Consider the following 17,131-nt stretch of genomic DNA (forward strand, 5'->3'; position numbering starts at 1 on the left):
GCTTATGCTGCTAGGGTGTTCAAAGCCTGATCAATGGCACGTTGTTGAACCGTGTCCCGTGCAATTCTTTGATTGTTACTGTCCAACACGTGGTACTCGAAATAACCACAAAGGTTGAACTTCCGAACGACTCTTAGACCTTTCTTTTCAAGAACATCTAAGTGATTTACTTTTGTTGCCATTAATTCACCGCTTCCTTTAAGCCTTTACCAGCTTTGAAAGTTGGAGCCTTTGCAGCTGCAATCTGAATTTCTTCACCAGTTTTCGGGTTGCGACCAGTGCGCGCAGCGCGTTCTTTTACAGAAAAAGTTCCGAAGCCAATCCAAGAAACACTTCCGCCTTCAGCTAAAGCGGCAGTGATGGCATCTTCCACAGCTTGTAGTGCAGCTGCTGCCTGTGATTTAGTTAATTCAGCGTCCATTGCGATGTTTGCGATTAAGTCAGATTTATTCATGGGTAGTATTTCCTTCAGTAGTTGCTTGAGTTTGGTTAAGTGCTGTACATGCAATTTCTGCATGTTCATGGCGGTAAAAATTACCGACTAAAGCGTCGTCATCACGGACGATTGCAAACAATGCTTGTGGATCATCATTTAGCTGTGGTTCAAGTGCTTTAACTGTGTACATGTCAATAACCTCAGTCATTTGGTTCAGTGAGCAGCTGTAGCTGCTGGGTCAACGGTTTCAATTTCATAGCCAAAGTTGTTGCGCTGTTTAAGCGTTGCTCCAATTTCAGCAATCAATTCAGGCGTGAGTTGTTTAATAGACTCCTTATCTGGTTCGGTTTTAGTACGAATGCAGTGTTCAAGCTTTAATTGCTTAAGCATCTGGCAAGTAAAAACGGGGTCAGGAATAGTCACACTGGTTGATAAGCGGTAGCCAACCGAACCATGTGTCAACTTTTTACTTTTTATTTGCAAAAACTCAGTTTTACGGTGATCACAAAATTCTTTAAGTTGAAGTTCATGAGCCTTAACTCGTTCTAATAGAGGCTTAAGGCGCACCTTGGTTGCCTCCTTAAGTTTGTCGACCTGTTCATTACAAACAGATTCTTCAAGTGCGATGTCACGGTTGAGTTCTGCCATTTGAGCAAGTGTTTGATCAACTGCTTCCCAACTTTGAAGTTGTGGTTCTTTAAGTGCTTTACGTGCCATTAGTTTGTTTGCTCCTCTGTTTCAGCTGCTTTTAAGCGTTGGTAGCACTGTTCTAAAGATTCATCTGGTTGCTTGCGCTGAGCGACATGTGCCATAAGTTGTTCTTTTGGGATGTCCTTTAACCCACGCTCAGGTTGCTTCTCATTCATTTTTGTGAAGCCAAGCATTTCTGTAACGCTGAAGTTTGGACGTATATACTTTTGGCGTTCATGTTCAGCTTGTTCAGCTGCACGTTCAGCTTCAGTTTTCGCCAATGGTGCAGCAGCTGCTCGGCGCTCAGTTGGAGCTGGTGCATTTTCTGGCTTGAATGAACTGATCACTTCATACAGATAGCCGTGGTTTTTTAATGGCAGTTGCAATTTGCCTTGGTCACGACGTTCCAGTGTTGTGTTAATTGCCCAAATCCAAGCTGCTTGTGGTGCTGGATAATTCACACGGTTACGGCTGATTTGCTTGGCAAGAATGTCTGGAGCAATTTCATTTAATAACTTTGCTGTGCGTTCAAAAGTCAGGTCACGGTTCTCTGATCTAAACATGGCTAGATACTTGATTAATGGTTTTGCCAAGTCTCCAGTCATGTTCAAAGATGCGACGAATGCTTGACTTGCATCGCTATGACCAAGCAATGCATCTAGACTGCAAGTTGCTCCGCAAGCTGGGCATCTAGTTTTCATTTAGTGGCTCCCAACAAGACGCAACAATGCTTTGTGAATTGCTTGAATAATTAAGCAAGCACAGTCTTCGCCAGAGTCACCAAGCAAAGCCTCTTGATACAGTTCAAAAAATTCAGGATCATCAGAAATTTTCTGAAGCTGCTCCCACGTAAGTTCATTGGGAATAACTGCATGCTTGTTATCAACCAACTTGTTTAAGTCTTTGTTGAAGTTTTGGCGCTTTTGATTAGTGTTCATAGACCACCTCGAAAATGCTTTTGTTTAGCTTCATATTCAGCTTGGCAACCAACACAACGTGTTACTCCACCAAGCTTGCGACGCTGAGCAGGGATTTCTTCACCACAGTCTTCACACTCAAAGTTACTGACTTGGTCAAAGTGTTTAATGTTTGCAAGCGCATGGTCTAAATCCTGTTCAGACAAAGTGCTTGCGACGTCTGCAAAATCAGCCATTGCAACCTCCAAGTACCGCCATCACTACAGCGATTGCCGCGAACCAAACTAAAAAGTTCACAATCAGTAAATTTCTTAAATTGAATTTCATAGCCTATACCTCCATCACCAAGTCACCAGTGACGACATCAACACCCAACTCAGCAGCTACGTTTAATGCACCTGTTAAAAGGTTGCCGACTGCAAGTGGATATAAAAGGCTTTCACTATGGTTTTTGCGGCCCACATTGCGGGTGAGTTTTGTACAAATGGCATCTAGGCCAGACTCATCAATAAAGTCAGAAAGTTGACGACCCGCTGCTTTGCAACGGTGCTGTAAATAGTCAATAAGTGTGGTTTGGGTGAAGGGTTCAAGGGTGACAATTTCACAGCGCTGAACGACTTCACGAACTTCTGGGTTGTTTTCCGCCAGTTTGATTTTGAGTTCATCTTGACCAATCAAAACAATAGAAAGTAATGGCGTAAAACCATTCTTGAGTTCAAGAAAACGCTTGAGATGTTTTAAAGTTGGGATAGGTAAGCTATGTGCTTCCTCAATCATTAATGTGTGATGTAATCCAGCACGACTAGACTCTTTTAATAAGCTATGAATTTGCTGAAAACGCGCTTCAGGTGAACGCATTGCTTTTGTACTAGGTGCCAATGCGCGTAAAATTGCTTCGGCAATATGTGAAGATTTTAAGGTTTTACCTTTGATGTCATCAGCTTCTGTAGCAATCACATAAGGTTCAATAATGATTGTAGGTTCACGCTCACGTTCTACTCGATCATGTGTTTCCATACGAATAGTTGTTTTACCTGAACCTGACTGACCAACCAATGCAATAAATGAACTGTTTCCTTTAACAGTTTGCCAAACAGCTTCACGGGCATAATTAATGTTGGAGTCTTGATAAAATTCAGTCGCACTACGAATTTCTTCGGTAAAGATATTTTTAAATAACTTAAATTTTCTTTTTGCTTCTGGTGTTAAGGTTTGTTTGCGTAGTAGCATGAGTTGCTCTTCCTCCGGTTGAGTAGTGCTGTCATTCCCACCATCCAAGGCTTGGTCGTTATTGGCGTGGGATTGGTCAGCATCTAATGCGTTTTGAATGTCTTCAGGTGCAATGCCTTTGTTCTGTAAAAGCTCAATGAATTGGGCTTTAAACTCAGCTGCACGTTTTTTCGGTGATAATCCGTGGTTAATAAATAAATTGACTGTTGCAGTACTTACTCCTAGCGGTTTGCAGAGTGAGCTTTGTGTCATGTCATGTTGTTTAAGCAATTGTTTAAGTGCGCTCATGGATTACTCTCCAACCACTCGTAATTTTGGTTTTTGGGTTGCAGCTTTGATGCCTTCTGCAATTTCAGGAATAACGTCTTGTGGAACCTCTCCATTAGGGAAGGATTTCTTGAGTGCAGCCATACATTCTGGTGTCCACAACTCACCAACAAGCCCACGAATTTGTTTTGCTGCTTGAATCAAGTTGACTGGTGCAACCTGACGACGGCTAATTTCTGTCTGCATTTGTTCACCAGCACGTGGTAAATATTCAGGAACCTCATGCTTGGTAATGTGTGCAGTTGGGTCGATTTGACCTTGGTACGCTGGGGTACGCTTTTTGATAGCCTTATCAACTTCAGCTTGTGTTTCAGCGTTGTAAGCTTGTTTCATAATGCGCTTACGTGACTGGTCAATTTTGCTGTCAGGCATAGAGCGAATTTCTTCACCAATAGCTGGCGATTCAGCCAGTTGACCAAAGATGTCGTATTGATCTGGTTGCACGGTGTGGATGACTTGCTCACCATGTTCATTGGTCATCAAGACATCAATGTCAGGTGCACGATATGGATTAACAACCACATCAACTTTTGCGCCCACATAAATGCCATCAATGTGACGGACGTTATAGAACTGTTCGCCATAACCTTTGATCGTATGCTGAATTGTCAAATCACCTTTGACTGTACGAGATACAGGTAATGTGCTTACAAGCTCTCGGCACAATTCAATTGGTGGAGCCTTACGCAATTGTTCAGGGCGGATCATCTGCCAAACTTGGTTGCGTGTACGTTTAGTACGGCTATGTACTTTTGTTTCGTTAAACATCACACGCCATTGGGTTGCAAAGGCATTTAACTCTTCAATGCTATCTACTGTTTTAAAGCTCAGTAGTGACTCAAACTGGGTTTCAATGAGGTTGTTTGCTTGCTCAACTTGACCTTTTGCACGGCTGTTGTGGGTAGCATGAGCAATAAACTCAACGTTGAGTCGTTCAAGTAAATTACGGAATAAACCGCTGGTGTTTGCTGAGCCTTTATCCACATAAAATATGAATGGCACACCATGCATTGGTTCTTGGTTGCTGCGTAATTGAATGGCGTTTAAAAACACATTAGTTAAGTTCTCAGAGCTTTCAGCTCCCCAAACATATTCAAAGTAAATCCAGCCAGATGTGTGGTCTGTGATGACATAACGGATCACACGGTCTTTTTCGATTTTCTTTAAATTTGCTGGCTTGTTTTTGTAGAACTCACGCTCATCCATAACGTGCATACCAGATTTTTTATTGAGGTAAAAAACCACACAAATTGATGCATCAGCTTCCCAAACGTGGTTAGGGTGTAAAGAGCGTTGTTGTTGGTGTGCCGTCGGTGTAACAAGTTGAGATGGGTGGCACATGTTTTGTTTCATAACTCTAGAAATAGTCGCTGCTGAAACTTTTGGTGCTTTGCCACTGTCTTGTGCAACTTCCAAAGCTAGGTTGATTGGCATGCGTTTTTTGCCAGTTTTACTCATTGCGCTAATGACCATGCCACCAACAAGTTCAGCAGTTTCTACGCTGACAATTGACTTGCCTTTGTCGCTGCGTTGTTTGCGACCAGACTTATAGCCAACTGTTTCAAGTTCGCGGTAAAGTTGTGCCTTGCTTATGCGTAAATAGTCACAAGCAGTTTTTGCAATCTCAGCTTTTTCACCAAACCCAGCATTGGTGAGCTTTGCTGCTACTTCACGCAAATAGTCGATTTTTGCTAGATTTGGATTAGACATGATTAAGCCTCACCATCAACTTCAATAGGTGGTAAGTCAGCTGCTTGGAGAAACATCCAGTCTGGCGTCAACATATTTTGAAAATCGACTTGGACATTGAGGCTTTGACTGTATTGAGCAATGCGTTGGTATGTCGCAATAACAGCTTCATCAACACGTTCAAATAATTGTGAAATGCCTTTCTTCTCAGCCGTGTCTAGTACGCTATTTACTTCATTTTGATAGCGCATAAGTGCATTTAAAAAAGTAATGCTGGCAGTGTTTAAAGTTTCTAAAGCAGCTTTTTCTATAGCTTGTTCTTCAGATTCAGCACGCTTTTTTATTTCAGCTGGGCTTTGGAGCTTAGTTAATTTTGAATCAAGCTCATTGATCTTTTGGTCTTTCTTTTGGAGAATTTGCTCTTTGGCTTCAGTGTCAAGTTTCATGTCACGCAGTTTTTTACGTAACTCACTAGAAGTCATGCGATCAATGTCATCCAAAGTGATATCATTGACGCTACCACCTTCGCTTAGCTCTTTGATTTCTTCATCATCTAGAACTAAAAGTTCAAGCAATTTAGATTGGTTACCCGCAGCTTTCAAAACGGTCAAATTGTCCGTTTTGGAAAATTTCAAAGCGGCTGACATGAATCTGCGTGCTGCACGCTCATTAATATTGAGCATGTCTGTGCGTTGTCTAAATTCACCATGTGGCGTCATTTCTTTTAATAGAATTAAACGCTTTCCAAGCTCTAGACATGCTTCAACTGTGCGACGTTGATAAAAGCGAATTTCATCTTCAAGCGCGCCAACTGTAAGTGAACCTTCATAGCCGAATTGGGTTGCAAGCACACCAAGCTTGTGCGCATGCTCTGAAACTGATAACTCGGTTGTTTGTTCTTCATAATCCATGTGATCACCAATTAATTGCTGTACGTTTTTCAACTTCTTCGATACGAGCTTTTGCACGTTCGATTTCAGTACTGTGTGCCTTTGCCATTTGCACAACTGCTGTGCCTAATGTGTAAGAGCCATCTTGTTCTTGCATTGCCAAGCCTTCATTTACGAGTGTCTGTAATGCACGAGTAATGGTGCTTGGTGACTCATTTAATTGGTTTGCAAGCTCTTGATTAGTTGCGCCTTTCAAGCTGTGTCCACGTAAAGCCTTTAAAACCTTAAGGACTTTGCTAGCTGACTTATTTACTGCTGACATTAGTGATCACCCCTCATGTTGTGTTTCAGTGAAACAAGTTCATCACGGAGTATTTGGTTGTCCTGCTCTGCAAAAAACCATTGCATGTAGCCAAATGCCGATACAAATAGAAACAGCAAGGTGAAGAAATTTGCTCTCATGTTTCTTTCCTTATGTGCAAATTTGTGCAAAAATGTGCAAATTGTTAGGCATTAGGCGTTGGGCTAATGTCTTGCTTTAGACCTAATGCAACTGCGATTTCGTGTCCTTTACCGCGTTTGCATTTGGCCTGACCATTGAGAACTTTGTAGACATCATGTCGGTCAAAACCATGTGCAATTGCCCAATTTGTAATGGTTTCACCTTTCTGTTCAAAGTCCTTTTTAACTTGGTCTGGTGATTTATTTCGCATCTCTAAACCCTCTTATGTGCGGATATGTTCGTATATAGTTGCATTTAAGTCTAACGATAGTGCAGATAACTGCACTAGTTAATATGTTTGATGAGGAAATTTTCATGATCGGGCTTAGAATTAAAGAAGAACGAACTCGTCTAGGTTTAACTCAACCTGACTTTGCTCAAATTGCAGGCATTTCTAAGCGAACTTTGATAGATTGGGAGAAAGATGCATCATCACCAAATGCAGTGCAATTATCTGCACTAAGTCAAGCTGGTGTTGATGTGAATTACATTATTACTGGCAATAAAGTGCTAAGTACTATTGGTGATCTACCAGACGGATTTGATGGATTTTCATTAATCCCTGTTCATGAAGATGTTGTAATTTCAGCTGGTCATGGTTCTGTAGTGTGTGCTGGAGATGATCCATCGAACTACATGGCATTTAGAAATGATTGGATAAGGTCGAGAGGATTCTCTGTAAAAGATTTAAAAGTCTTTATTACACGTGGTGATTCTATGGAACCAACCATTGCAGATAGAGAGCCAATCCTTACCAATACAGCAGAAGTTAACCCTCAAGATGGACATATTTACGTTATTCGTAGTGGTGAGATGACTTGGGTGAAGCGCATCCAAAGACAGCTTGATAACACCTTATTATTGATTTCAGATAACAAGGCATATCCGCCAATGAAATTAGATTTAGATGCTGCACATGATGTTGAAGTAATTGGTAAAGTCGTTAATTCATCAAAGAACTTTTATTGATATGAAAAAATTAATTTTAATAGTTTGTCTAGTGGCATTAACTGGTTGTTCTAAAGAGCCAGCTGTCGAAAAATCAAATGACTCAGGGCAATATGTGTCAGGTGTTACTACGCAGCAAGATGCAGCAGCTTATGCTGAGCAAGAGGCAAAGAACTCTGTTAAAAATACAATGGGCTATAAATTAATATCTATTGCTGATCAAGGAAATGATGTATCAGTAGATGACCCTCGTGTTTCAGCATTAAATGGGAAATTAGAATCGTTAAGCAATCAAACAGGCATGTCTGAAGAAAATATTGCAGATATTTCTTACTATTTTGAAAAAGAAATAAAGAAGGAAAACAAGAAATCAGATATTGATGAAATATTAGAAGTTATCTCTATGGGAGTGGATAATAAAGCTTGTGAACTTCAAACAGAAAAAACTAAAGAGTGTATTTCTAGACTACTAGCCACGTATACAATTGCTAGAATAAAAGCCAATCAAGACCACCTAACAGCCACCCATAGTTTGAAATCTATTTTAGATGTTGTTAATGATCCTGAAAAAAGAGCTAAACTTGAAGCTATGATTAATACCCAATAAACTGAGCGGAAGTCCTTCCGCCTGATATAAATAAACTTAAATATACAAACTTAGCCTCATCATTTGATGGGGTTTTTTTGTGAACAAAACTTTTCAAACAGCACTAAAACGAGTGCTTCAACATGAAGGCGGATATGTAAATCATCCCTCTGATCCTGGTGGTGAAACCAATTACGGCATTACAAAAAGCGTTGCCCGTCAGTACGGTTATAAAGGTTCAATGAAAGATATCCCAATGGATATTGTTGAAAAAATTTATAAAAACCAATACTGGGATGCAATGAGCTGTGACAGTTTCCCATTCTCTGTGGGTTTCCAACTTTTCGATGCGGCAGTTAATCATGGCTTGGTTAATGCTCGGAAACTTCTACAGCGTGCTGCTGGGGTTAAGGACGATGGCATCGTTGGTGACTTAACTTTAGCGGCAGTTCGTAAGACACCTCAACTTACTTTAATTAGTTTATTCAATTCCAAACGACTTGAATTTTATTCAAAGATTTCAACTGTCAAAGTATTTGGTGGCGGATGGATGGTACGGGTTGCTGTAAATCTTAAATATGGTGTGGAGGATGTGGTATGAGCCAGTGGAAGCGTAATTTCCGACGTCAGCTAGCCAAAAGTCAAAATGGTTTGTTGAATCAAAATAAACCTGTTGATTCACAATATATTCAAGGTGTTGCAGTAAAGCTCAAAAAGCGCTGGATTGTAGAAAACTGGCGTAGTGGTTGGTTGTGGTTGTCGAACTGGATTTTGCTAGTTATTGCTTGGGTCGGATACAACGGGGTTCCACCTGAAATTATAGCGCTTATCCCAGAAGCTAATCGTGAAAATGTTATACCTGTTTTGTCTGCACTGGGGGTGATTTTCCGATTTATCGATCAGAACCGGAAGAAGCCTTTGCCGCCTGCATCCGATACGCTCAAGGAGGATGCATGATAATTCAGCTTGAACCATATCAAGTGTTTTTAGTTCTATCGGCTGTGCTGAGTGCAGTCGCTGGAATGATCAGACTGATGGGCGGCCAGATTAATAAAAACATCCAGCAAAACTTCGAATCAACGAATCAGAAGATTGAGGAAGTGTCACGCCAAGCTGCTAAGGGTCAAGAAGAAGTCCGTGAGCTTGAACGTAAATTCCTTGAGTTCAAAGCCGATATGCCTTTTCGCTACATTGCCCGTGATGACTATATTCGCGGTCAAACCATTATTGAAGCCAAGCTTGATGCTGTAGCAGAAAAGCTTGAAAAAGTTCAGATTAAGCAAGGAATTAACCCATGAGTTTTGATCTTCAAAAAATCCGTCGTGAAGGTATGCGCTGGCATTTGCTTAATGCATTAGATAAAGCACGTCCTTTGGGTGCATTGGATACTTTACTGCTTGATGTCATGCGTGCTTTGTACGCTGATACAACCCCACAAGAATTACATGTTCAATTGGACTATTTGGAAGAGCGTAAGCTGGTTGAAATTACAAAAAAGCCTGATGGTCATTGGCATGCAAAGCTTGACCGTTTGGGTATTGATATCGTTGAGTACACGATTGACTGTCAAGCTGGTATTGCTCGTCCAGATAAGTACTGGAACTGAGGTGACACATGGCAAGAGAGTCATCAATTGACCTACTAAGTGCTGAGGATAAATCTTGGCTTGATAAGCGGTTTATGGATCAGGGTTTTTGTGGCTATGAAGAAATTGCAAATATTCTGCAAGAGCGCGGTTACAACGTCAGCAAGTCAAGCGTACACCGTTACGGTCAAAAAGTAGAACAAAAACTTGCAGCGGTTCAGGCCAGTACACAAGCAGCCATGATGATTGCCGATGCTGCACCCGATGATAGTGATATGCGTAGCTCTGCTGTTTTATCACTAGTTCAAACTGAATTGTTTAATGCGCTCATTGCTTTGCAAGAATCAGAAAATCCTGATGCAGACCCAGCAGATCGCATCATGCTCATGGCAAAAGCTGGTAAAGGTATTGCGGAAATTTCCAAAGCTTCTGTGAACCAGAAAAAGTGGGAATCTGAAGTTAAAGAGCGTGTTCAAGCTGCTGCTAAAGAGGTGGATAAGATTGTTAAGAAAAGTGGCTTATCCAAAGAAACAGCTAATGAAATCCGTAAACAGATTTTAGGGATAACGAGTTAATGTCAAATAACCCTCTTCATGAATCACTTGAGCCTGATTTTTTTAGTGATGTGCCAGCTGTACTTTTAAAGTATCAGCAAAAATGGGTATCAGATAAAACCCCATTGAAAGTAGCTGAAAAATCACGTCGTATTGGTTTGACATGGGCTGAATGTGCCGATGCAACACTTGAATGTGCCAGTGATCGAAATGCAGGTGGTCAAAATATCTATTATGTTGGGTACAACAAGGATATGACAGTTGAGTTTATTCAAGCCTGTGCAATGTGGGCAAGGGTCTATGACTTAGCTGCAAGTGAACTTGAGGAAGGTATTTGGGAGGATGGTGATAAACAGATCCAGACTTATATTATCCGTTTTCCAAATTCTGGATTTCGAATTGAAGCTTTAACCAGCCGACCATCCAACTTACGTGGGCGTCAAGGTCGTCTAATTATTGATGAGGCAGCATTCCATGATGATTTGCCGGGTTTGCTTAAGGCTGCTTTAGCGTTCTTAATTCTTGGGGGATGTGTCAGAGTAATTAGTACTCATGAAGGTGAAGATAATCCATTTAATGAACTGATTAACGAAATACGATCTGGTAAGCGTAAAGGGTCAGTCCATCGTATAACCTTCTCTGATGCTGTAGCTCAAGGTTTATATAGTCATACCGTTTGTTTACGTAAAGGCATTGCATATGATCCTGATGAGGAAAAAGAATGGGTTGATGATGTTTATGGGTTTTATGGTGATGCAGCCAATGAAGAGCTAGATGTTGTTCCCTCCAAAGGTGGTGGTCGCTGGCTGCCACATTCATTATTAGAGAGTAAGAAAGACAGCACAGTACCAGTCATCCGTTTTCATGCACCTAAAGGTTGGGATGACTTTAGCAATGTGAGTGAAGAGGCTCGAAATGCTGAAGTACTAGAATTCTTTAATGAACATTTAAAGCCATTGATTGAAGCTTTACCAAAGAAAATGACCAGTTACTATGGCTTAGACTTTGCTCGTAAAGTCAATGCTTGTTCATTCTGGCCATTGGTAGAACAACCAAATACAAAAAAGCGTATTCCTTTCTTGTTTGAGATGTTCAAAGTTCCATATAAACAACAAGAAGAGTTTCTAAAGCTGATTGTTGCGATACTGCCTAACTTTAGTAAAGGCGCTCACGATGCAGGCGGTAATGGTGGCTATTTAGCTGAAGCGATGCAGGTCATATATGGCGAACGAATTGAGGCCATCATGTTGACTGAAGCATGGTATAGGGAAAATACACCACACTTTAAAGCCTCACTGGAAGATGGTGATATTGAGAACATGCCAGCGGATCAGGATGTCTTGGAAGATCACCGAGCATTTGTGATGGTAAACGGTGTTGCTCGTATTCCAGCACAGGGTAAATCTAATTCAAATAATAAAGATCGTCACGGTGATAGTGCGATTGCTCACTTGTTAGCAGATTATGCCAGCAACCATCCTTCAGCACCGATTGAGTTCATTCCATTACCTTCTAGAGAGGAAATTGAAACGAATCCAGATGATTATGATGGCTGGTTTAGTGAAGTTGGATGCTATTAATTCCATTCAAATGACTGAGCTAGTTCATTTATAGATTTATAAATCTTTATAAACGCGATTTAAGCGATTTCTTTTATTATTTGCTGCAATGATGCATAAAACGAATTAAATCGCTTAGATCGCAATTCTGAGCATTAAAAAAATATCAAACTGAGCGGAAGTCCTTCCGCCTGATTTTTTCCCTCTATAAGTCCAACAATGATGCAGAATCCTCAACTGTATTTTCATCTCATGGCTAAAAAAGACCGCACCTCTAAGAAACAAGATCGGACTGCACTTGAAACACGTCAGACTGCTGAGGTGGCATGGCTGACTAATCAGTGGCAAGAGCACCCGGTCGTTGGTATGACGCCACAACGCTTACACCAATTATTGACAGACGCTGAACAAGGCAACTTGCAAGCTCAAGCTGATTTGTTTTGTGATATGGAAGAGCGTGATGGTCATATTTTTTCTGAAATGGATAAGCGGAAAAAAGGCGTTAATAGTCTAGATTGGAATGTTAAACCTCCTCGAAAGAACCCAACCACACAAGAAAAAAAGATTGCTGAAGAAGTTGCTGAATGGATTGGTGACATTAAAAGTTTAGAGTTGGTTTTTTATAATGCACTAGATGCCATTGGACATGGTTATGGTTGTCAAGAACTTGAATGGGAACGATTGGGAAATCTATGGTTACCTAAAGAGTTCCACTACACCATTCCTAGAAATTTCATGACACCTCAAGCATCTCCCAATGAATTAAGGCTAAATGATAGTTCACCAGAAGGTAGTGAGTTTTGGGACTTTGGTTGGTTTGTGCATAAGCATCAGGCGAAGTCAGGATATATTGCCCGTTCAGGTTTACACCGGATTTTGGCATGGCCTTTTTTATTCAAAAATTATGGTGTCCGTGATGTCATGGAGTTTTTGGAAACTTATGGACTACCTAGCAAAATTGGTAAATATCAAGAAGGTGCGACGCAAGAAGAAAAAATGACCTTGCTACGTGCCGTTATGAGTATTGGGCGAAATGCTGGTGGCATTATTCCCAAAGGCATGAGCATTGATTTTGAGAAAGCCACAGATGGTGATACGAAAAACCATTTTGATTTGGTCAGTTGGTGTGAAAAGACAGAATCAAAAGTAATTGTGGGTGGTACTTTACTTTCACAGGCGGATGGTAAAACAAGTACAAATGCTCAATCGAACACACATGAGATTCAATTTAGAGCTATTGTAAAATCTGATGCAAAACAATTAGCACGTTCTTTGACTGATAGTTTAATCAGTTCAATGATGCGATTGAATTACCCCAATATTCCTAAAGACCGCTATCCAGAGTTTTACTTTGATACCAGCGATGTTGAAGACATGGAGGTATTTAGTAACTCACTTGAGAAGCTTGTTGGTGTGGGTATGAAAATTCCTTTGTCTTGGGCGCATGAAAAGCTTGGCATTCCACAGCCTGCTGATGATCAGGAACCTGTACTTGGGATTTTGCAGCAGCCTAGTCAGATACCTAACCTTGCATTAAATACTTTCCAGCCAAACCTATTAAACAGTTTAATTGCTGCAAACTCTGCCCAGTTGCCTGTTGAAGAACAGGCATTACAACTGCTAGTGAAAGATCAATCTGAGAACGCACAAGCTACCGCTGAAGACTGGACTAAGCAATTGCTTGCAAAGATTGATGCTGGCAATGAAGAGGAAGTTTTAGCCATCCTTCAGGACGTTTACCCGGCAGATGATGAACCGGCTTTACAAGAAAAATTAACTCGATTGATTTTTGCTGCTGAAGTGATGGGGCATTTAAGTGTTCAAGCGGAGCAAAGCTAATGCCTACTGCTCAACGTCCAGAGTTGAAAGCTTTATTCGAACTACCGCCAAGTGATGCCATTTCTTATCTTGAAAAAAAGGGTTTTAAGATTGGTTGGGATTGGCATGAAACCTTGGATAATGCCCACAGTCGTGCCTTCACAGTTGCTAAAGTTGCCCGCATGGATCTATTGCAAGATATTCGTCAATCATTGATTAGTGCGATGCAGCAAGGCCAAACACTGGAGCAATGGAAAGCCAGCATTACCCCAACGCTTCAAAGTAAGGGCTGGTGGGGAAAGAAAACCGTCATAAATCCTGAAGGTCGTGAACAAGAGGTCCAACTGGGAAGCCCGCGACGTTTGCGTACAATCTACGATACAAATATACAATCCGCATTTGCAGCTGGACGCTATAAAGCAATGATGGCTGGCAGTGAAACTAGGCCCTATTGGGAATGGCGACATATTACGATTAGTAATCCCCGTAAACAGCACGTTGCCTTGGACGGTCGATTATTCCGTTTTGATGATCCCTTCTGGAGTGTTGCTTATCCGCCCAGTGAGTGGGGTTGTAAATGCCGGGTAATTGCACGCTCAGCCCGTGAGGTTGAAGGAAAAGAAATTTTATCCAGTGATGGACATGAAACGGAAATATATGAGCGTGTTGGTACAGACCGTAATACGGGTGCTGATGTCATTGCTAAACGCAAGCAGTTTGATATTCCAACAAAAGACGGGAAATTAACATTTGCACCTGCTGCCGGGTTTAATGGCTCTCCAGCTTCAAGTTATTTAATGGACGACGTGATGGTACGTCGTGCAACTGATTTAATGGGTGAAGCCAAGGGTTTGCAACAGGCACAACAGTTGATTACTAATCACAATCTTTCAAAAGTTAATGAGAGTTTTGTGAAAAATGCTCTAAGCCTTTCAAAACCGAAAAAACAGTTTAGCCCAGTTGGTGTACTTCAATCTGATTCAGTTGGGTTTTTATCTGCACAGGGTCAATCACTTGAATCTAAAATGGTTTGGATGCGTGATGATGTGATTGTGAATAAAAAATACTCTGATATCTCTGTGTCTGTGTTGAGTGCATTGCCTGATTTAATCACCAAGGTAGAGCAGAAACTTTGGGATAAACAAACCCAAACCCTATTTTATTTATTACCAGATGATGTGGTTGTTGAGTTAAAGGTTGAGTCAGGTCATTTGCAAGTTTCACGAATCTTCAAAGGCATGCCTTCCAATGATTTTGAGGTGATTCAATGAATGTAATTCAGATTAATGATGATGCTCTACAAACCCGACTGAGCAAAGTTGCTGCTGCAATGCAGGATACAACCCGACTGGGTCATGCGATTGCACTTAGTTTTGATACGGTTACACAAGATAATTTTGATAGTGAGGGTCGCCCAAAATGGGCAGGATTAAGCCCGAATTATGCAAAGAAACGTAAGCCGGGTAAATTGCTATTTCAAACGGGTCATTTGCGTAGAAGCATTACCACATCTGTCACAAGTGATAGTGTCACTATAGGCACAAATGTCATATATGCAGCGATTCATCATTTTGGTGGAACAATTAAGCATCCGGGTGGAACTCGATATGTAATTCGTGATGGTCGTGCACAGTTTGTAAGTAATGGATTTACTGGACCTACAGCTGGTGTAACAAAACCTCATAATATTGATATGCCACCACGTCCTTATTTACCAATGGATGAACGCGGATTCTTACAGCGTGAAGCTGAAGATGCTGTCTTTGATGATGTTGATTTCTACTGGCACAAAAGCTTTGCATAAAAATAATTAAAACTGGGCGGAAGTCCTTCCGCCTGATCTTTTCTTTCTCTCCAATCTAATCTCATAACATCTTTTTAAAAGTAGATGTTATGCCTAAATCAATTCTTGTTGCTTCATGCTCATTTGACTTGAATGCTACATCGACTCGTCTAGTTCTTGTTCCTGAAGGAACATTTAGCGGAGTTGATGGACGACCTTTTGATGCACCGCACTGGATACTTACTCCAGAGCGTGGTGAGCAGATTGTTGCTGCATTAAATCAACGTGCAGTTGATATGGTGATTGATTATGAACATGCCACATTGAAAGCACAGGAAACTGGTGAACCAGCTCCAGCATCGGGGTGGCTCAAGGCAGCATCTTTTTCATACATCAAGGGAGTTGGCATATGTAGTACTAATTTTAAATGGCTCGATAAGGCTAAAGAACATATCGAGAAGGAAGAATATAAGTATTTATCACCCGTTCTTTTTTATACCAAAAATACTGGTGAAGTCGTTGGACTTCATAGTGTCGCATTAACCAACACCCCGAACTTAGACAATCTGCCCGAGGCTCAACTTGCTGCCTTGGCACAGGATTACTTTACCCAAAATTCACCACAGGAATCTGAAATGGATGAGTTATTAGACCAACTGCGTTGGATGTTAAATCTGCCACTGTCTGCAACAGCAGAGGAAATTTTGGCAGAACTTAACAAGCTGTCAGCGCAAATCAAAGAAAAAATTGGTGTTGCCGTCGCTGCAAATGGTCAAAACCTTTTTGATGCATTAAATGCAATTGATCAACTCAAGGTTGCAGCAAATAGTCAAGCCACGGTTGATCCGACCCAATTTGTGCCTATGAGCGTATATCAAGAGGCTGTAAACCAAGCAGGTGCAGCTGAAGCAGCTCAAAAATCTAAAGAAATTGATGATCTCATTGTGGCTGCATGTAGTGATGGTCGTTTGACTGGTCAATCAACCATTGCATGGATGAAGGATCAGGCAAAAACCAATCCCGATTTTGTTAAGGCTCATCTTGAAAGCCTCCCGAAAATTGCAGCTCTAACTCAACGCCAAACTGAGCAAGTCAACTTGGCTGCAAACCATCAACAACAACCTGTTGTAGATGATATTACCACTAGCATTGCAACCCAATTAGGGCTTGATCCATCAGATTTAGGAGCTAATCAATGACATATATCCAAAATGGAATCGTCACAGAAATGCGTGATGGTGAACTAATCCCTGTTCCATTAAAAGCTGGTGCAGTGGTTCTAGTTGGGACCTTCGCGTTAGTTGATGACACGGGATTCGCAGTTGGCTCTGCTGCTGCAATTGCAGCAACCCAAAAGGTTGTGGGTGTTTGGGATGGTTCAGCAGACAACACAGATGGTGAAGCTGGTGACGTTTTAGCTTGTGCTCGACGAAAAAAACAATTCTTGTTCCGTAATTCAGCAACTGATGCTGTCACACAGGCTGAATTTGGTGATGAGGTTTTTGTAGAAGATAACCAAACTGTCGCTAAAACAACAGGTGCTGGCCTTCCGGTTGCAGGCAAATTTATGGGTTTTGATACGCAATTTACTGACCGCGTTTGGGTGGAGATTTAATT

The 17,131-nt window shown here is 41.2% G+C and carries 25 protein-coding genes; 13 read left to right on the plus strand and 12 right to left on the minus strand.

The features are described 5' to 3' along the window. Positions 1 to 2: 2 nt before the first annotated feature. The 12 genes from RMB03_RS06855 to RMB03_RS06910 all read right to left on the minus strand — a co-directional run bounded on the left by RMB03_RS06855 (position 3) and on the right by RMB03_RS06910 (position 6,892). Positions 3 to 182 carry a hypothetical protein gene (locus tag RMB03_RS06855; protein ID WP_311074878.1) on the minus strand — a complete coding sequence of 60 codons (180 nt, stop codon included), beginning with the start codon at positions 180 to 182 and terminating at the stop codon, positions 3 to 5. Further along, a complete protein-coding gene (locus tag RMB03_RS06860) occupies positions 182 to 454 on the minus strand; it encodes an HU family DNA-binding protein (protein WP_311074880.1) in 273 nt (90 codons plus the stop codon). Before RMB03_RS06860 ends, RMB03_RS06855 begins: the two co-directional genes overlap by 1 nt. Then, positions 447 to 626: a hypothetical protein gene (locus tag RMB03_RS06865; protein ID WP_311074883.1), complete on the minus strand. Its 180-nt coding sequence runs from the start codon at positions 624 to 626 to the stop codon at positions 447 to 449. The genes RMB03_RS06860 and RMB03_RS06865 overlap by 8 nt, the downstream gene beginning before the upstream one ends. 23 nt (positions 627 to 649) lie before the next feature. After that, positions 650 to 1,153, minus strand: coding sequence for a host-nuclease inhibitor Gam family protein (locus RMB03_RS06870; protein ID WP_311074885.1), 504 nt, complete (start codon positions 1,151 to 1,153; stop codon positions 650 to 652). Beyond that, positions 1,153 to 1,827, minus strand: coding sequence for a DUF2752 domain-containing protein (locus RMB03_RS06875; RefSeq protein ID WP_311074888.1), 675 nt, complete (start codon positions 1,825 to 1,827; stop codon positions 1,153 to 1,155). The genes RMB03_RS06870 and RMB03_RS06875 overlap by 1 nt, the downstream gene beginning before the upstream one ends. After that, the gene (locus RMB03_RS06880) at positions 1,828 to 2,064 is read right to left on the minus strand and encodes a hypothetical protein (RefSeq protein WP_311074890.1); all 237 of its coding nucleotides are present in this window, start codon (positions 2,062 to 2,064) and stop codon (positions 1,828 to 1,830) included. It abuts the gene before it with no gap. Beyond that, a complete protein-coding gene (locus tag RMB03_RS06885; RefSeq protein ID WP_311074892.1) occupies positions 2,061 to 2,279 on the minus strand; it encodes a TraR/DksA family transcriptional regulator in 219 nt (72 codons plus the stop codon). Before RMB03_RS06885 ends, RMB03_RS06880 begins: the two co-directional genes overlap by 4 nt. A 94-nt stretch (positions 2,280 to 2,373) precedes the next feature. After that, positions 2,374 to 3,561, minus strand: a complete 1,188-nt coding sequence (locus tag RMB03_RS06890) for an AAA family ATPase (RefSeq protein ID WP_311074894.1) — start codon at positions 3,559 to 3,561, stop codon at positions 2,374 to 2,376. 3 nt (positions 3,562 to 3,564) lie between these two features. Beyond that, positions 3,565 to 5,310 carry a DDE-type integrase/transposase/recombinase gene (locus RMB03_RS06895; RefSeq protein ID WP_311074896.1) on the minus strand — a complete coding sequence of 582 codons (1,746 nt, stop codon included), beginning with the start codon at positions 5,308 to 5,310 and terminating at the stop codon, positions 3,565 to 3,567. 2 nt (positions 5,311 to 5,312) lie between these two features. Continuing rightward, positions 5,313 to 6,200, minus strand: a complete 888-nt coding sequence (locus RMB03_RS06900; RefSeq protein ID WP_311074898.1) for a hypothetical protein — start codon at positions 6,198 to 6,200, stop codon at positions 5,313 to 5,315. Positions 6,201 to 6,204: 4 nt separating this feature from the next. After that, positions 6,205 to 6,501: a helix-turn-helix domain-containing protein gene (locus RMB03_RS06905; protein WP_311074900.1), complete on the minus strand. Its 297-nt coding sequence runs from the start codon at positions 6,499 to 6,501 to the stop codon at positions 6,205 to 6,207. 184 nt (positions 6,502 to 6,685) lie between these two features. Then, on the minus strand, positions 6,686 to 6,892 hold the full coding sequence (locus RMB03_RS06910) for a DNA-binding protein (RefSeq protein WP_311074902.1): 207 nt from the start codon (positions 6,890 to 6,892) through the stop codon (positions 6,686 to 6,688). Between the two features lie 104 nt (positions 6,893 to 6,996). Here RMB03_RS06910 and RMB03_RS06915 point away from each other — a divergent pair, with 104 nt between their 5' ends. The 13 genes from RMB03_RS06915 (at position 6,997) to RMB03_RS06975 (ending at position 17,129) form a co-directional block, all read left to right on the plus strand. Then, positions 6,997 to 7,650 (plus strand): S24 family peptidase, encoded by a 654-nt coding sequence (locus tag RMB03_RS06915; RefSeq protein ID WP_311074904.1) that lies wholly within the window; start codon positions 6,997 to 6,999, stop codon positions 7,648 to 7,650. 1 nt (position 7,651) lies between these two features. After that, a complete protein-coding gene (locus RMB03_RS06920; RefSeq protein ID WP_311074906.1) occupies positions 7,652 to 8,236 on the plus strand; it encodes a hypothetical protein in 585 nt (194 codons plus the stop codon). A 79-nt stretch (positions 8,237 to 8,315) separates the two neighbouring features. After that, positions 8,316 to 8,816 (plus strand): glycosyl hydrolase 108 family protein, encoded by a 501-nt coding sequence (locus RMB03_RS06925; protein WP_311074908.1) that lies wholly within the window; start codon positions 8,316 to 8,318, stop codon positions 8,814 to 8,816. Further along, the gene (locus tag RMB03_RS06930; RefSeq protein ID WP_311074909.1) at positions 8,813 to 9,172 is read left to right on the plus strand and encodes a hypothetical protein; all 360 of its coding nucleotides are present in this window, start codon (positions 8,813 to 8,815) and stop codon (positions 9,170 to 9,172) included. The genes RMB03_RS06925 and RMB03_RS06930 overlap by 4 nt, the downstream gene beginning before the upstream one ends. Then, positions 9,169 to 9,513 (plus strand): hypothetical protein, encoded by a 345-nt coding sequence (locus tag RMB03_RS06935; RefSeq protein WP_311074911.1) that lies wholly within the window; start codon positions 9,169 to 9,171, stop codon positions 9,511 to 9,513. The genes RMB03_RS06930 and RMB03_RS06935 overlap by 4 nt, the downstream gene beginning before the upstream one ends. Next, a complete protein-coding gene (locus RMB03_RS06940) occupies positions 9,510 to 9,821 on the plus strand; it encodes a hypothetical protein (protein WP_311074913.1) in 312 nt (103 codons plus the stop codon). The genes RMB03_RS06935 and RMB03_RS06940 overlap by 4 nt, the downstream gene beginning before the upstream one ends. Positions 9,822 to 9,829: 8 nt before the next feature. Then, entirely contained in the window at positions 9,830 to 10,375 is a 546-nt protein-coding gene (locus RMB03_RS06945; protein WP_311074916.1) for a DUF3486 family protein, read from the plus strand. Further along, positions 10,375 to 11,934, plus strand: coding sequence for a hypothetical protein (locus RMB03_RS06950; RefSeq protein WP_311074918.1), 1,560 nt, complete (start codon positions 10,375 to 10,377; stop codon positions 11,932 to 11,934). The genes RMB03_RS06945 and RMB03_RS06950 overlap by 1 nt, the downstream gene beginning before the upstream one ends. 198 nt (positions 11,935 to 12,132) lie before the next feature. Next, positions 12,133 to 13,752, plus strand: coding sequence for a DUF935 domain-containing protein (locus RMB03_RS06955; protein ID WP_311074920.1), 1,620 nt, complete (start codon positions 12,133 to 12,135; stop codon positions 13,750 to 13,752). Further along, positions 13,752 to 15,002, plus strand: a complete 1,251-nt coding sequence (locus RMB03_RS06960; protein ID WP_311074921.1) for a phage minor head protein — start codon at positions 13,752 to 13,754, stop codon at positions 15,000 to 15,002. Before RMB03_RS06955 ends, RMB03_RS06960 begins: the two co-directional genes overlap by 1 nt. Then, positions 14,999 to 15,535 (plus strand): phage virion morphogenesis protein, encoded by a 537-nt coding sequence (locus RMB03_RS06965; RefSeq protein ID WP_311074923.1) that lies wholly within the window; start codon positions 14,999 to 15,001, stop codon positions 15,533 to 15,535. The genes RMB03_RS06960 and RMB03_RS06965 overlap by 4 nt, the downstream gene beginning before the upstream one ends. Positions 15,536 to 15,624: 89 nt before the next feature. Continuing rightward, a complete protein-coding gene (locus RMB03_RS06970; protein ID WP_032007175.1) occupies positions 15,625 to 16,713 on the plus strand; it encodes a phage protease in 1,089 nt (362 codons plus the stop codon). Continuing rightward, a complete protein-coding gene (locus RMB03_RS06975; protein WP_311074925.1) occupies positions 16,710 to 17,129 on the plus strand; it encodes a hypothetical protein in 420 nt (139 codons plus the stop codon). Before RMB03_RS06970 ends, RMB03_RS06975 begins: the two co-directional genes overlap by 4 nt. Positions 17,130 to 17,131 lie beyond the last annotated feature (2 nt).

This window comes from Acinetobacter sp. V91_7 (assembly GCF_031799075.1).
GTDB lineage: Bacteria > Pseudomonadota > Gammaproteobacteria > Pseudomonadales > Moraxellaceae > Acinetobacter > Acinetobacter calcoaceticus.